Raw genomic sequence first — 14,649 nt, 5'->3', positions numbered from 1 at the left:
ATGTCACTGCTGTCGTTGACTGCCCGTCAGTTTCGTAACCTGACGGCAGTGTCATTAAATGCTAATGCCCGGTTTAACTTAATTGTTGGCATGAATGGCAGCGGGAAGACCAGCCTGCTTGAGGCTATTTATTATTTGGCGCATGGCCGGTCGTTTCGTACCAGCAGGCCGCAACGGCTGGTGCAGCACGATAACGATGCCTTTATGCTGCACGCTAAGGTAGCGACAGCACAGCAAACGCATAGTTTGGGTTTGCAGCGTGACAAGCAGGGCGAGTTAATGCTGCGGCTGAATGGCGCCAATGTAAACCGATTAGCGGAATTTGCCAGCTTGCTGCCAGTGCAGCTGCTTACTCCAGACAGCTTCAGGTTGTTTTTTGGCGGGCCGAAAGAGCGGCGGCAGTTTTTCGATATGGGATTGTTCCACGTGGAACCAGCGTTTTTTGACAGCTGGTTGCGCTTTAGCAAGGTGCTGAAACAGCGCAATGCCTTACTGAAAACCAGTCGACAGTATGATAGCCAATTTCAGTTCTGGGATGAGCAGTTTTCGCAGTTGGCATTTGAGTTACAGGGTTTTCGGCAAGCTTATATCGATCAGCTGGAGGCGGCTTTCAGAGCGTTGACGCAGCAGGAGCCCATACTGCAGCAACTTGGTTTTCAGCTGCAACGCGGCTGGCCGGAAAAAATAGCTGAGCCAGCCGAGTTAATGCAGCTGCTACAGCAAAGCTTTATGCAGGATCACCGGATGGGATTTACCCAGTACGGGCCACAAAAAGCCGATTTAAAATTAAGGTTGGATCAGGGGGCAGCAGAAGAAGTGTTATCCCGTGGCCAGCTAAAAGTGTTATTATTTGCGCTTAAAATTGCGCAGAACAATGTCATTCGTGACAGTGGGCAGAAACAGCCTTTGCTATTGATTGACGATTTGGCGTCGGAGTTAGACCAACAGTCTACCCGGCAGATATTTAGCTACTTACGCGATATTAACTCACAGGTTTTTATTACTGCAATTAACGCTGAACAGGTTTCACCTTTTATTGATGCCGGGCAACTGGCAATGTTTCACGTGGAACAAGGGCAGCTAACAGCACGGACAGATGACGATGGCCGAACAACATAATTACGATTCCTCGAGCATAAAAGTATTAAAAGGACTGGATGCAGTTCGTAAAAGACCAGGTATGTACATTGGCGATACAGACGATGGCACTGGCTTGCACCATATGGTATTTGAAGTTGTAGATAACTCTATCGATGAAACGCTGGCAGGTCATTGTTCTGATATCTGGGTAACCATCCACAGCGACGGCTCAGTGTCAGTGCGTGATAACGGTCGTGGTATTCCAACCGACATGCACGAAGAAGGGGTGTCTGCTGCTGAAGTTATTATGACAGTACTGCACGCCGGCGGTAAATTCGATGATAACTCTTATAAAGTATCCGGCGGTTTGCACGGTGTGGGTGTATCAGTAGTAAACGCCTTGTCAGACAAACTGGAGCTGACCATTCGTCGTAAAGGCCAGGTGCATCAGCAAATTTACAGTCTGGGCGTGCCACAGGCGCCACTGTCAGTAATAGGTGAAACCGAAGATAAAGGCACCTCGATTCGCTTCTGGCCAAGCCCGACTATTTTCAGCGACATCAATTTCCATTACGACATTCTGGCCAAACGTCTGCGCGAACTGTCTTTTCTGAACTCTGGCGTCAGCATTATCCTGACAGACGAGCGTAACGATAAGAAAGATCATTTCAAATACGAAGGTGGTATTGAAGCTTTCGTGCAGTACTTAAACCGCACCAAGACCAGTGTACACCCTAAAGCATTTTACTTTACGGATGAGCGCGACGACGGCATCTCAGTAGAAGTGGCCATGCAGTGGAATGACAGTTATCAGGAAAATGTATTCTGTTTCACTAACAATATTCCACAGCGTGATGGTGGTACCCACTTAGCCGGTTTCCGCGGCGCGTTAACGCGGGTACTGAATACCTATATCGAGCAGGAAGGCTACGCCAAAAAGATGAAAGTGCAGGCCTCGGGCGACGATGCACGCGAAGGCTTAACCGCCGTTATCAGCGTAAAAGTGCCGGACCCGAAATTCAGCTCGCAAACCAAAGATAAGTTGGTGTCGTCAGAGGTACGTTCAGCGGTAGAGAGCGTTATGGCCGAGAAGCTAAATGAATACCTGCTGGAAAACCCGGGCGATGCCAAAATTATCGTCGGTAAGATTGTCGATGCCGCCCGTGCCCGTGATGCAGCGCGTAAAGCGCGTGAAATGACACGGCGAAAAGGTGCGCTGGATATTGCCGGTTTACCCGGTAAGCTGGCAGATTGTCAGGAAAAAGACCCGGCATTATCTGAACTGTATATTGTGGAGGGTGACTCTGCGGGTGGTTCTGCTAAACAGGGCCGTAACCGCAAAAATCAGGCAATATTGCCACTAAAAGGTAAGATCCTGAACGTTGAGAAAGCCCGTTTTGATAAAATGCTGTCTTCACAGGAAGTAGGTACGCTAATCACTGCGCTGGGTTGCGGCATCGGCCGTGAAGAATATAACCCGGATAAAACCCGTTACCACAGTATCATCCTGATGACGGATGCCGACGTCGACGGTTCGCATATTCGTACGCTGCTGTTAACGTTCTTCTACCGTCAGATGCCAGAGCTGATTGAACGCGGCTATATCTATATTGCTCAGCCACCACTTTACAAAGTGAAGAAGGGTAAGAACGAGCAATATATCAAAGATGAAGCCGCATTAACGGAATACCTGACCACGCTGGCATTAGATGAAGCCTCGCTGCATGTTAATGCTGATGCCCCGGGTATTGGTGGTGAAGCGCTGGAGAAGCTGGTACGCCAGTATCACAAGGTGTCTGCAACCATTGACCGTTTAACGCGTAAAATCCCGTACAACCTGTTAAACGAACTGATCTATGTGCCGGCGCTGGATGTTGCTCAGGCCAAAACAGCCGCTTACAGTGAACAGTGGGCTAAAACGCTGGTACAGCGGCTGGATGACAAAGAGGGTGATGGTTCCAGCTATCGTTATGAAATTCACGAAGACCGCGAACGTCAGTTATTCCTGCCGAAAGTGATTATCCGCCAGCACGGTATCGACAACGAATACCTGCTGCACCATGATTTTGTCACCTCACGCGATTATCTGAGCATAGCGGCATTGGGCGATGAAATTCGCGAGCTGATCGAAGAGGGTGGTTATGTCCGCCGTGGCGAGAAAATCAAGCCGGTAGAAACCTTCCTTGAAGCGTTAGAATGGTTGATGAGCGAATCGAAACGCGGCCTGTATATTCAGCGTTATAAAGGGTTGGGTGAGATGAACCCGGAACAGCTGTGGGAAACCACAATGGACCCGAATACCCGCCGTATGCTGCAGGTAACCATTGAAGATGCGATTGGCGCTGACCAGCTGTTCGCTACGCTGATGGGTGATCATGTAGAGCCACGCCGCGCCTTTATTGAAGAAAACGCGCTTTACGTTGCCAACCTGGATGTGTAACAAGTTTGTGTAGCCGCTGCTACTCAGATAGCTATTAAAAAACGGGCCTGTAGGCCCGTTTTATTTTTGTAGTGTGTACGGCTCTGGTTCGGCATAGTAATAGCCCACGCCGTATAAGGTATGAATAAAGCGTAAATCCGGATACAGCTGCCGGTGCTTACTACGCAGCTTGCGAATATGGCAATCTATAGTGCGCTCGGAGATATCAGTAAAGTCGGCGTAAGCGTTATCTATCAGCTGGCTACGGCTGAAGATATGCTTAGGGCGCTTTGCCAGTGTCGCATGCAAGCGAAATTCCAGCCGGGTTAGCTTTACCGCTTGCTGAGGCGAGCACAGCGTAAAGTTATGCTCGTGCAACTGTAGCAATGGTGGTGGCGTCGTCACCTCGGTGTCGGCTGGCTTAGGCGAAAGCTGCTTAATATGCTGGCGCAAATCTCCCAATACAGTATTCAATTCACCGATCTGGGCACTCAGCCGATGGTAAAGTTCGGCTGGAATGTCTGATTTCTGTACTTGCTGCTCCAGCAATGACACCAGCAAATAGGCCTTTTGCGACAGTTGCGCACCGGCATGACTATCGGTTTCATCAGTCGACATCATTGATAAACCTCCGGAAAACGTTACTATGACGCAAATAAAATCAAAGTGAAGCGCGTTTTACTTTTCTTAACGCTTTTCCTTAATTTCCTCCACAATTTTTCCATAATGCTGCTTTAACCTGATATTGGCTGACTATGGCTCAAACAATATTAAGGTGATAACAGCGATGCGCAAGTATTTTAATGTCGTCCTGATAGCAGCAGCTGTGCAGTTAAGCGGTTGCTCGTCTTTTGGTGACCCTGCCGCGCCTCCTGCGGGGCTGGAAGACAGAGTAAAGCCCGATGCAGGCCTGCCACTAGCTCGCATGGAAACGCCTGACCCAGACGATCCGTACTACGCCGCGTTGGAACCGCAGCCAGAGGCTCTGCCACTACAGAACACCGGCTCATTATTTAATCCCAACCGTTTGCACAGCCTTTATATAGAGCGTTCACATTTTAAAGCCGGTGATATTGTCTCCGTACAGTTGTCCGAATCTACCAAGGCAACAAAAAAGGGCCAGACACAGTTAAAGAAAAGTTCGGAATACAACCTGGACCCGATACAAATTCCGGGTGGAAACCTGCAGATCGCTGGCAGAGACGTTAACCTGGGGCTGAGCCAGGATCAGCAGTTTAAGGGCGATGGCAGCGCCAGCCAGAGTAACGATTTTGAAGGTGAACTCACAGTTACCGTAATGCGGGTGCTGAGCAACGACAACCTGCTGGTGCGGGGTGATAAATGGATGTTGATCAATAACGGCCGCGAGTTTATCCGTTTAACCGGTATTATCCGTGCCAAGGACATTGACAAAGATAACAAAATTAAGTCGACCAAAATTGCCAATGCCCGCATCGAATACTCGGGTACCGGTGCCTTGGCGGACAGTCAGCGGCTTGGCTGGCTAACTGAAAAACTGAATAATCCTGAACTATGGCCGTTCTAAAGCTTCATCTGCAAGTAGTGCTGCTCAGTGTGCTCTTGAGTGGCTGTGCCTTTGAGCGCACCATCCGCTATCAGCTGGAGGCACCGGAGGCGAGCGTAATACTGCACGCCACCGGGTACGCTGTCGTAGCGTCACAACCCGGTGAACACTACGAAGACAAACTGTTGCTGGCGATGGCAGCATCGAGACAACAGGCGTACCGTCGCCTGGCCGAGCAGCTATACGGCCAGAAACTTCATGCCAGCAGTGGCACAGAACAATCAGTACTGACAGAGGATAATGTAAAAAGCCAGGTGCAGGGCGTGATTAAAGGTGCAGAGCTGGTGGAAGAGTCGTTACAGGGCAAGCTTTACGTCACCAGACTGCGGCTCGATACCGCTAATTTACTGACAATGCCGGTTGCTGAGATTAAACCTGCCAGCAGCCGCACGAAATGGTGGTTCTGATGCGGATATTCAGTGTGTTGTTGTTTTCGCTGTACTGTAGCGCGCTGTCGGCGGAGTGGTTCAGTGCCAGCGGTACGGCTGTTATCTTTGATGACAATCGCCAACTGGCACGGCAGCAGGCCGCACGCCAGGCGTTGAGAGATATCCTGTTACAAGCGGATATATCACTGGCCGCACTTAGTGTGATTAACACCGAGCCGTTGGGTGAGGAGCTGTTTAGCTTAACGGCAGGCTTACCGGTACTGCAAATTGTCGTGCTGGAAGAAGATGAACGCGATAACAGGCTGTCTATTACGTTGAAAGCAGACGTTTGGCCGCAAGCCAGTTTATGCCCGGACCGCACCCTGAGCAAAGCTGTGCTATTAACGTCGTTTAATCTGGCTGAAGGCGCTACTCAGGTCGCACAGAGTAATACAGGGCTGGCGGCCGAGGTGAGCCGCCGCTTCGCTGCAACTTTGCAGCGTGCCAACGCTGATTTTCTGCTAAAGCAGGGCGCGTCTTACAGTTTGCCTGGTGCTGATAAATTACAAAGCGCAGCGGCAGCGCAGCAACTGCAGAAAATAGCGCAGGCGGCACAGGCCCAGTTTGTTGTCTCGGGCCAGCTGAGAAATCTGTCGTTTGGTGTACTACCCGGCAATTTACTCAGTAAGAAAAGCTGGACCCGCCAGTTCGCGCTCGATATCAGCGTCACAGACGGCATTAGCGGCGCACTTATCCAGAATAACACTTACCAAACCCGGACCTTGTGGCCGGTACCCCTGACAACACCGATTGACAGTGGCAGCGATCAGTTATGGCGTTCTGACTATGGCCTTGAAGTGCAGCGGCTGCTGCGTGATGCCGTTGATGATATAGCGCAAACGCTAGCCTGCACGCCGGTTAAAGCCCAGGTGGTGCGCATCGTGCCGCAAGGTGTAGCGATAAGTGCCGGCAGCCGGCAGGGCGTTAAAAGTGGTGATATTTTCCGGCTATTTTACAGCGACAGTTTTACTGACAGTTGGGGTAATCAGTACCGTCAGTTGACGCAAGACAATATCGAGCTGGAGGTAACACAGGTGTATCCCGATCATGCGCTGACCCGGGCGCTGACACAATCTAACGTGTTGCCGGTACAGGTACGTGATCTGGTGCAAATTGCTGGTTTAAAGGAGAGAAAGTATGCAAATTAAAGACAGCAGCCTGACCGGCGTATCCGACTGGTTATTCGCCGGACAGCAACAAAGCGCAGGCAGTAATGACTTTACCCAGACATTGTCGGCGGCACTGGGTACAGAACAGGATAGCGCAAACTCTGCGGCTGAACTGGTGACACTGTTAAGCGGCAGTGAAGAGAACAACGGCATAGCGCTTAGCCGCTCTGACGCTATGTTCTCAGTGTTGACACAGAGTTTGATGCAGAGCCTGGTGCAATCGGCGCTGCAAACTGAGAAAACCCCAGAGCAATTGGCGCAAGAGCAGCAACCAACCGCTTTTGCTGATGGCACCACGCCCGGTATGGCCGACGTTGTCGATATGATAAACCCGCTACAGCACATTCCGCTGGTAAGCCAGTATTATCGCGAGTGGACCGGCGATGATATGGGCTATGTGTCCCAGGTAGCCGGCGGGGCGCTATGGGGCGGTGGTGTCGGTGTAGCGACATCATTTTTAAACCTGGGGCTGACCAGCATTATGGGGAAAAGTCCGTCAGATTATATTCATCAGTTTCTAACTGCTGACGAAGCGGGTGCAACCGCTACTGCCGCAGTACCGAAAACGGTAGCGCCTGCCAAAGCTGTTACCAGCTGAGCGGTATGGGGTTACAAGCTGGCGGTGGCGTAAGCTGCGCCAGCCTGTTCCAACAGCTGAAAATATTGCGCCAGCGGCGAACAAATTTGGTAAAACACCACTTAGCCCCTACAGATCAGCGACACAACTCGGTATACTTTCCAGTCATTTTGTCAGTGAGTCTGTCGCATGCATAAGTACGATATAAAAACCTTCCAGGGCCTGATCTTAGCCCTGCAGGATTATTGGGCGCGCCAGGGCTGTGTCATAGTGCAGCCGCTGGATTTAGAAGTGGGCGCCGGCACCTTTCACCCTATGACGTTTTTGCGCTCACTGGGCCCGGAACCAACGAATGTGGCTTATGTGCAGCCATGCCGCCGGCCAACTGATGGCCGCTATGGCGAAAACCCAAACCGGCTGCAGCACTACTATCAGTTTCAGGTTATTTTAAAGCCATCACCGGACAATATTCAGGAGCTGTATTTAGGTTCTCTGCGTGAATTGGATATTGATACGCTGGTACATGATATCCGTTTTGTTGAAGACAACTGGGAATCACCAACGCTGGGTGCCTGGGGCCTGGGTTGGGAAGTGTGGTTAAACGGTATGGAAGTCACCCAGTTTACGTATTTCCAGCAGGTTGGTGGCTTAGAATGCCGCCCGGTTACCGGCGAAATTACCTACGGTTTAGAGCGTCTGGCGATGTATATTCAGGGCGTTGATTCGATTTATGATCTGGTCTGGACCGACGGCCCCTTAGGCCGTGTTACCTATGGTGATGTATTCCACCAAAACGAAGTAGAGCAAAGTACCTATAACTTTGAGCACGCCGATGTGCCGGCGCTGTTTGCTTACTTTGATCAGTGCGAAAAAGAAAGCCAATACTTAATCGAGCAAGGCTTAGCCTTACCTGCCTATGAAAAAGTGATGAAAGCCTCGCATGCTTTTAACCTGCTGGATGCGCGCCACGCTATCTCGGTCACCGAGCGTCAGCGTTATATTCTGCGGGTACGCACCCTGGCGAAAGCCTGTGCCGAGGCGTACTACGCCACCCGTGAAAAGCTGGGTTTCCCGCTGTGTAAGAACAATAATAGTGCGAAGCAGGAGGCATAATGGCAGCGCAAGATTTTTTTGTTGAAATTGGCACTGAAGAGCTGCCACCAAAAGCGCTGAAAACGCTGGCGACCGCCTTTGCCGATAACCTGTGTGCTGAGCTGGCCAAACTTGAACTTAGCCACAGCGATGTGCAGTGGTATGCGGCACCGCGCCGTTTAGCCGTGCGTATTAATGCCTTATCAGCCCAGCAGGCGGATAAGGTGGTAGAAAAGCGCGGCCCGGCTATCGCGTCTGCTTTTGATGCAGACGGTAAGCCAACCAAAGCCGCCCAGGGCTGGGCCGCCGGTTGTGGTATTGCGGTAGAACAGGCGGAAAAGCTGGAAACCGATAAAGGCGCCTGGCTGCTGCACAAAGCCAAAGTAGTCGGCGCTACGACCGTGTCGTTACTGCCTGAGGTAGTGCAACAGGCTCTGGCCAAGCTGCCGGTTGCCAAGCCAATGCGTTGGGGTAACTCTACGGCGGAATTTATCCGTCCGGTGCATACCATTATTATGCTGTTTGGCCGCGACGTGGTGCCGGCGACAATTCTGGGTCGCAACAGTGGTAATCAAACGCATGGCCATCGTTTTCACGCGCCCGAAAAAGTTAGCATTGCCCATGCAGATGACTACCTGGCGACGATGCGTAGCGCCTATGTTGTGGCCGATTTTGCCGAGCGTAAAGCCTTTATCGCTGGCGAAGTTGCTAAAACAGCGGCCAGCTTAAACGGTCAGGCGCAAATGGATGATGCGCTGCTGGAAGAAGTGACTTCCTTGGTCGAGTGGCCGGTGGTGCTGGTAGGCAGCTTTGAAGAAAGCTTCCTGCAGGTGCCGGCAGAGCCGTTGATTTCTACCATGAAAGACAACCAGAAGTATTTTCCGCTGCTGGATAACAACGGCAAGCTGCAGAACAAGTTTATCTTTGTCGCCAACATTGCCAGCAAAGATCCGCAGCAGATTATCAGCGGTAACGAGAAAGTGGTGCGTCCGCGTTTATCTGATGCGCAGTTCTTCTTTAATACCGACCGCAAGCAAAAGCTAGCCGATAGGCTGGATAGCTTAAAAACCGTGTTGTTTCAGCAGCAGCTGGGCACGCTGGCTGAAAAGTCAGAGCGTATCGCCAAAGTGGCGGCTTTTGTTGCTGCTAAGATTGGCGCTGATGCCGCCGCCGCTGAGCGGGCCGGTTTGTTATCAAAAACTGACCTGATGACCAATATGGTTGGCGAGTTCCCGGAAGTTCAGGGCATTATGGGCATGCACTACGCCCGCCTCGATGGCGAAAGCGAAGCGGTAGCACTGGCACTGAACGAGCAGTACATGCCGCGTTTTGCCGGTGATGAGCTGCCAAGCCGGCTTGAAGGCGCCGCGGTAGCTATAGCCGATAAACTGGATACGCTGGTCGGTATTTTCGGTATCGGTCAGGCGCCAAAAGGTGATAAAGACCCGTTTGCACTGCGCCGTGCTGCCATAGGTGCACTGCGTATTATGGTCGACAAACAACTGCCGCTGGATTTGGTGGACGTTATTGCCTTTAGCCAGCAAACCTTTGGCAGCAAGCTCAGCAATGCCAAAGTGGCCGAAGAAGTACTGGAGTTTATGCTGGGACGTTTCCGCGCCTGGTATGAAGCTGAGGGCTACGGTGTAGACGTAATACAGGCAGTGTTAGCTCGCCGGCCAACCAACCCAAGCGATTTTGACCGCCGGGTTAAAGCGGTAGCGGAGTTCCGCAAGCTGGACGCTGCTGAAGCCTTAGCGGCCGCTAACAAGCGGGTAGCGAATATTCTGGCGAAAGTAGAAGGCGATATTGCCAATACCGTTAACGCCGCTTTATTGCAGGAAGAGGCCGAGCAGGCACTGCACAGTGCCATAGTGGCCGAGCAAGCCTATCAGGCAGGCCAGCACAGCTATGCTGAAGGCCTGGCGCACTTAGCTGCTATGCGTGACGTTATTGATAACTTCTTTGATAAAGTGATGGTAAACGCCGATGACGCAGCGGTACGGGCTAACCGTCAGGCGCTGTTAAAACAGCTGCGGGAGTTGTTCCTGCAGGTAGCTGATATTTCAGTGCTGCAGTAAGGCATTGAAATAAATTAAAAAAGCCAGCGTTAAGCTGGCTTTTTGTTTTACTGTTCAAGTAAGCGGTATAGCAACTGCTTGACTGCGTCAGGCTCGAAGGGTTTATCGCACAGCGCATTAACGCCGCTTTGGGCAATATTCGCCAGATGGGTATCGTTGGCTTCGCTGGTGACCATCAGCACCGGAATGTGCGACAAAGTGCTGTGCTCGCGGATGTATTCGGTCAGCTCCTGACCGTTAACTTCCGGCATGTTGTAATCGGTAACGACCAGATCAAACATTTGCTGCTGTAAAATGCTGATTGCCTGTTGGCCATCTTCGGCTTCAATAATATGCTGCATACCCAAATTACCCAGCACACGCTTAATATGGTTTCGCGCCAGCTTACTGTCATCAACCACCAATACCCGCACATCGTGCACATCAAACAGCGTTAGCTCAAGCTCAGCCGGGCTTAACAAGTCTACCGCTGCGTTTAATGCTTTACCCAGCTGCATCGCATCAAATGGCTTGGGCAAAATAGCCACCACACCGGACTGTTTAAAGGCTTCCAGCTGGGCTTTGCGGCTTTCGCTGGACACCAGCATAAAAGGAATGTCAGCGGTGGCCGCATCGGCTTTTAACTGTTTAAGGAGTTGCTCGCCGGTACCGTCGGCAAAGTGCAGGGCACAGGCAATGGCATCGGGTTTATGCTGCGCAATATGCTGCATCGCCTGTTGCATGCTGGCTGCTTCTACCACTTGGTTAACGTTTTCTTCCGCCAGTTTCTTGCGGATGATTTTGCGCTGAACATCAGACGGCTCAACCAGCAATATATGTAAATCGGCAGGGGACAGTTGCATAACGGCTCCGCAACAAGCTAAAAACGGCATTTTGCCATAGTTTTTAATAGGTGATGTACAGTTAATTTCAAAGCAATATTCGAGAATTATCAGCTCTCCATTAGTTAAAAAGATTGCTGTACCGAATTCATTGCTTTACTTTAATTCACAGGGAAAGCGAACTGTATTGATGCGCAGGGATGTACCGCGATGAAAAAACTCTTATTAATTGCCTTAGTAGCTTTAGGTGCCTGGAATTACTACCAGAAGCAAAACACCCCACAACCTTACTCTCAACCAGCTGAATCTGTACTGCCGGATTATTCTGAGCAAGGGCAAGCAGCCCGTAACGTCTCAAGGCAACCGAACTTTCAGTGTGATGGGCGTCAGCACTGTAGCCAGATGACATCTCGAGCTGAAGCAGAATTTTTTCTACGGAATTGCCCTAACACCAAGATGGATGGTGATAGAGATGGTATACCTTGTGAGAATGATTCGAGATTTTCGGTGGCTTATATGTTTGTAGAAGCATCAGCTACCATTAAGACGTGGAGAATAAATGAATTTTGAGACTTTCTGGGCCGATTTAGCTGTCACATTGCTTGGAGGTGTCGTACTGACGTTTCTTTTCTTTCTGTTTAGGGAAAGGGTATTTCCGCCATTTGACATTACAGGAAAATGGTATTTGCAGATGACTACAGAGAGTTCAGCTTACAACCCTTATAAGGGGATGATTCTTCGTTATGTTTTAGTAATCTGGAGAGAGGGGGGCTGCATTAAGGGGAGTGCAGAAAAGATCTACGAAAACTCTTCCACTGGTGAACGCGAATTTATCGGCAAATCGAGAACAAGAGCAATCATAAATGGTTCATTAGAGAAGAACTATTTAAGTAAAGACCGTATATTTTTGCATGTAGTTGAAGATGGACATGGTAGGCAATCTACAAACTTCTATGATGTTGTTGCAACGACAAAAACTGAGCTCGCAGGCACTTTTAAATCCATGGTTGCCGATCAAGATGGGCGCGTATTGATTCAAAGGGCGCCTTTTTGAAGCAACTACTATTTTTCTTGGTATTACCTCTACAGTTGGTCTTAGTCGTCTTTTTCGTCCTGAATATAATGGACGTAAGAAGCCGTATAAGAATCTGCTTAGATAAAGTCGATACAATAAGTAATAGTTCGCTAGACAGCTATGTTCCTTATCTCGTTGCTGCTGAAGACCATCGATATTTCCAACATTTTGGTGTTGACCCAATCGGGGTAGCGAGAGCTATATTTGTCAAATTATCGAGAGGGAAAATTCAAGGTGCTAGCACAATTGAGCAACAGTTTGTCCGAGTAGCCACTGAAGATTATGAGAGGTCTTTAAAACGGAAACTGAGAGAGCAGGTCGTTGCTATGATGCTATCCAGGAAAAGAACTAAGCTAGATATAGCAACCGCTTATCTTTCAATAGCGCATTATGGGCAGGGGCTGAATGGGCTAACGGGATTGACGTTAGTTGTTGGCGGCAACTTGAAGCTAGCTTCAGAAGCAGACAAGATTTCTATAGTCTCAAGGTTGAAGTATCCAGAGCCTAGTTTGCAAAGCACAGCTTGGATGTCAAAACATATGAATCGAGTTAAATATATTGAGGATAAACTTGCGAGTGTTGGGCATCGCAAGTCCGAAAAGTTTAGCCACTAACCTTTTTCACTACATATCGATACGGCAACTCTGTCGTATCACTGTCCACTAACTCATGCTCCATAAACCGGCAAAAAGCGGGGATATCACGGGTGGTGGCCGGGTCGTCGGCGATAATCAGCAGGGTTTCGCCTACCTGCATTTTGCGCATTTGCAGTCGTACCATCATTACCGGCTCGGGGCAGCGCAAGCCTAAAGCGTCCAGTGTTTGATCTGCGCTGTTAAAAATATCTTCCATTTATACTCCGGTAAAACTGTACGTTCAAGCACCACTAAGTGGACACTGAAATTAAAACACTGACAACGCAGCCAGAGACTGCTGGCCCGGCGAAGCTTGTAACACCCGCTGTCCTCGTCACAGCAACTCGGCTTTGCTGGCGCAAATCCCCAGACACTCTGTGGCTGCGGGATCGGGGTTGCAAGCTTCAGGGTTATAGATTGCTGCTTCGTCTAAAGCAATAAAAAGGGCCGAAAAAAGCGGCCCTTATTTTATGCGATTGTGTTACTTGCTACCAGCTTACGGCCGCTCAAACTATGGGCGTTCGAACACTGTAGCAATACCCTGACCTAAACCGATACACATGGTCGCCAGGCCAAACTTACCGCCTTTATCTTCCATCACGTTAATCAGCGTAGTGGCGATACGTGAACCTGAGCAGCCAAGCGGGTGGCCTAGGGCAATAGCGCCGCCGTTCAGGTTGACTTTCTGATCAGCTACTTCCAGTAAGCCTAAGTCTTTCATTACCGGCAGTGCCTGCGCTGCGAAAGCTTCGTTCAGTTCGGCGTAGTCGATATCGGTAATAGTAATACCAGCGGCTTTTAACGCTTTTTTCGACGCCGGTACCGGGCCGTAACCCATGATTGACGGATCGCAACCTGCCACACCCATGCCGCGCACGTAAGCGCGAATAGGCAAGCCCAACTCTTTCGCTTTGTCTTCACTCATTACCAGCATGCCTGAAGCGCCGTCAGACAGGGCAGATGAAGTACCTGCAGTTACAGTGCCGTTGGCCGGATCGAACACCGGGCGTAGCTGGCCCAGTGCTTCTACTGTGGTTTCCGGGCGGATAACTTCATCGTAATCCATCAGCTTTAACACGCCGTCAGCGTCGTGGCCTTCGGTGGGGATAATTTCGTTTTTAAAGCGGCCCTGCACACTGGCTTCCTGCGCCAGACGGTGCGAACGGGCGCCGAATTCATCCTGCTGCTGACGGCTGATGCCGTGCATCTTACCCAGCAGCTCGGCGGTTAGACCCATCATACCGGCCGCTTTAGCGACTGACGTAGATAAGCCTGGGTGGAAGTCGACACCGTGGTTCATTGGCACATGGCCCATATGTTCCACACCACCGATTAAATACACCTCACCCATGCCGGTTTGAATAGCACGTACTGCGTCGTGCAGCGCCTGCATCGACGAGCCGCACAGGCGGTTTACTGTAACGGCAGGTACAGAGTGCGGAATACCAGCTAACAGCGCAGCATTACGCGCGATGTTAAAGCCTTGTTCCAGTGTTTGCTGCACACAACCCCAGATAATGTCGTCGATATCACTTGGGTTTAATGCCGGGTTGCGCTCAACCAGTGATGCCATGACATGGGCAGATAACTGTTCAGCGCGGATGTTACGGTACATGCCGCCTTTAGAGCGCCCCATAGGGGTGCGGATACAATCTACGATAACTGCGTTTTTCATCATTCTGCTCCTGCG

General features: G+C 50.4%; 15 protein-coding genes. 11 read left to right on the top strand and 4 right to left on the bottom strand.

The genetic code is table 11. From position 1 onward, the window contains the following. Positions 1-1,119 carry a DNA replication/repair protein RecF gene (gene recF / locus LHL18_RS05095; protein ID WP_226766039.1) on the top strand — a complete coding sequence of 373 codons (1,119 nt, stop codon included), beginning with the start codon at positions 1-3 and terminating at the stop codon, positions 1,117-1,119. Further along, positions 1,103-3,520, top strand: a complete 2,418-nt coding sequence (gene gyrB / locus LHL18_RS05090) for a DNA topoisomerase (ATP-hydrolyzing) subunit B (RefSeq protein WP_226766038.1) — start codon at positions 1,103-1,105, stop codon at positions 3,518-3,520. The genes recF and gyrB overlap by 17 nt, the downstream gene beginning before the upstream one ends. A 60-nt stretch (positions 3,521-3,580) precedes the next feature. Here gyrB and LHL18_RS05085 read toward each other — a convergent pair whose 3' ends face one another. Then, positions 3,581-4,120 carry a winged helix-turn-helix domain-containing protein gene (locus LHL18_RS05085; protein WP_226766037.1) on the bottom strand — a complete coding sequence of 180 codons (540 nt, stop codon included), beginning with the start codon at positions 4,118-4,120 and terminating at the stop codon, positions 3,581-3,583. Positions 4,121-4,286: 166 nt separating this feature from the next. Here LHL18_RS05085 and LHL18_RS05080 point away from each other — a divergent pair, with 166 nt between their 5' ends. The 6 genes from LHL18_RS05080 to glyS all read left to right on the top strand — a co-directional run bounded on the left by LHL18_RS05080 (position 4,287) and on the right by glyS (position 10,428). Further along, entirely contained in the window at positions 4,287-5,045 is a 759-nt protein-coding gene (locus LHL18_RS05080) for a flagellar basal body L-ring protein FlgH (RefSeq protein ID WP_226766036.1), read from the top strand. After that, positions 5,033-5,491: an LPP20 family lipoprotein gene (locus tag LHL18_RS05075; RefSeq protein ID WP_226766035.1), complete on the top strand. Its 459-nt coding sequence runs from the start codon at positions 5,033-5,035 to the stop codon at positions 5,489-5,491. Before LHL18_RS05080 ends, LHL18_RS05075 begins: the two co-directional genes overlap by 13 nt. Further along, positions 5,491-6,660, top strand: coding sequence for a flagellar assembly protein T N-terminal domain-containing protein (locus tag LHL18_RS05070; RefSeq protein WP_226766034.1), 1,170 nt, complete (start codon positions 5,491-5,493; stop codon positions 6,658-6,660). The genes LHL18_RS05075 and LHL18_RS05070 overlap by 1 nt, the downstream gene beginning before the upstream one ends. After that, positions 6,650-7,279, top strand: coding sequence for a hypothetical protein (locus LHL18_RS05065; RefSeq protein WP_226766033.1), 630 nt, complete (start codon positions 6,650-6,652; stop codon positions 7,277-7,279). The genes LHL18_RS05070 and LHL18_RS05065 overlap by 11 nt, the downstream gene beginning before the upstream one ends. Positions 7,280-7,447: 168 nt before the next feature. Beyond that, positions 7,448-8,371 carry a glycine--tRNA ligase subunit alpha gene (glyQ, locus tag LHL18_RS05060; RefSeq protein WP_226766032.1) on the top strand — a complete coding sequence of 308 codons (924 nt, stop codon included), beginning with the start codon at positions 7,448-7,450 and terminating at the stop codon, positions 8,369-8,371. Then, a complete protein-coding gene (gene glyS, locus LHL18_RS05055) occupies positions 8,371-10,428 on the top strand; it encodes a glycine--tRNA ligase subunit beta (RefSeq protein ID WP_226766031.1) in 2,058 nt (685 codons plus the stop codon). Before glyQ ends, glyS begins: the two co-directional genes overlap by 1 nt. A 47-nt stretch (positions 10,429-10,475) precedes the next feature. Here the strand turns inward: glyS and LHL18_RS05050 are convergent, their stop codons facing one another. Continuing rightward, a complete protein-coding gene (locus LHL18_RS05050) occupies positions 10,476-11,270 on the bottom strand; it encodes a response regulator (protein ID WP_226766030.1) in 795 nt (264 codons plus the stop codon). 189 nt (positions 11,271-11,459) lie between these two features. Here LHL18_RS05050 and LHL18_RS05045 point away from each other — a divergent pair, with 189 nt between their 5' ends. Genes LHL18_RS05045 through LHL18_RS05035 form a run of 3 tightly spaced genes read left to right on the top strand, consistent with a single transcriptional unit; the run spans position 11,460 to position 12,938 of the window. Then, the gene (locus LHL18_RS05045) at positions 11,460-11,819 is read left to right on the top strand and encodes an excalibur calcium-binding domain-containing protein (protein WP_226766029.1); all 360 of its coding nucleotides are present in this window, start codon (positions 11,460-11,462) and stop codon (positions 11,817-11,819) included. Further along, a complete protein-coding gene (locus tag LHL18_RS05040) occupies positions 11,809-12,303 on the top strand; it encodes a hypothetical protein (RefSeq protein ID WP_226766028.1) in 495 nt (164 codons plus the stop codon). The genes LHL18_RS05045 and LHL18_RS05040 overlap by 11 nt, the downstream gene beginning before the upstream one ends. Then, the gene (locus LHL18_RS05035) at positions 12,300-12,938 is read left to right on the top strand and encodes a transglycosylase domain-containing protein (RefSeq protein WP_226766027.1); all 639 of its coding nucleotides are present in this window, start codon (positions 12,300-12,302) and stop codon (positions 12,936-12,938) included. Before LHL18_RS05040 ends, LHL18_RS05035 begins: the two co-directional genes overlap by 4 nt. Here LHL18_RS05035 and tusA read toward each other — a convergent pair. Beyond that, on the bottom strand, positions 12,928-13,176 hold the full coding sequence (gene tusA / locus LHL18_RS05030; RefSeq protein WP_226766026.1) for a sulfurtransferase TusA: 249 nt from the start codon (positions 13,174-13,176) through the stop codon (positions 12,928-12,930). The two genes, LHL18_RS05035 and tusA, sit on opposite strands and share 11 nt — an antisense overlap. 294 nt (positions 13,177-13,470) lie before the next feature. After that, entirely contained in the window at positions 13,471-14,637 is a 1,167-nt protein-coding gene (gene fadA / locus LHL18_RS05025) for an acetyl-CoA C-acyltransferase FadA (RefSeq protein WP_425542611.1), read from the bottom strand. Positions 14,638-14,649: the final 12 nt, after the last annotated feature.

This window comes from Rheinheimera aquimaris (assembly GCF_020531985.1).
In the GTDB taxonomy this organism is placed as follows: domain Bacteria; phylum Pseudomonadota; class Gammaproteobacteria; order Enterobacterales; family Alteromonadaceae; genus Alishewanella; species Alishewanella aquimaris.
This window is presented reverse-complemented; position numbering and strand designations above follow the sequence as displayed.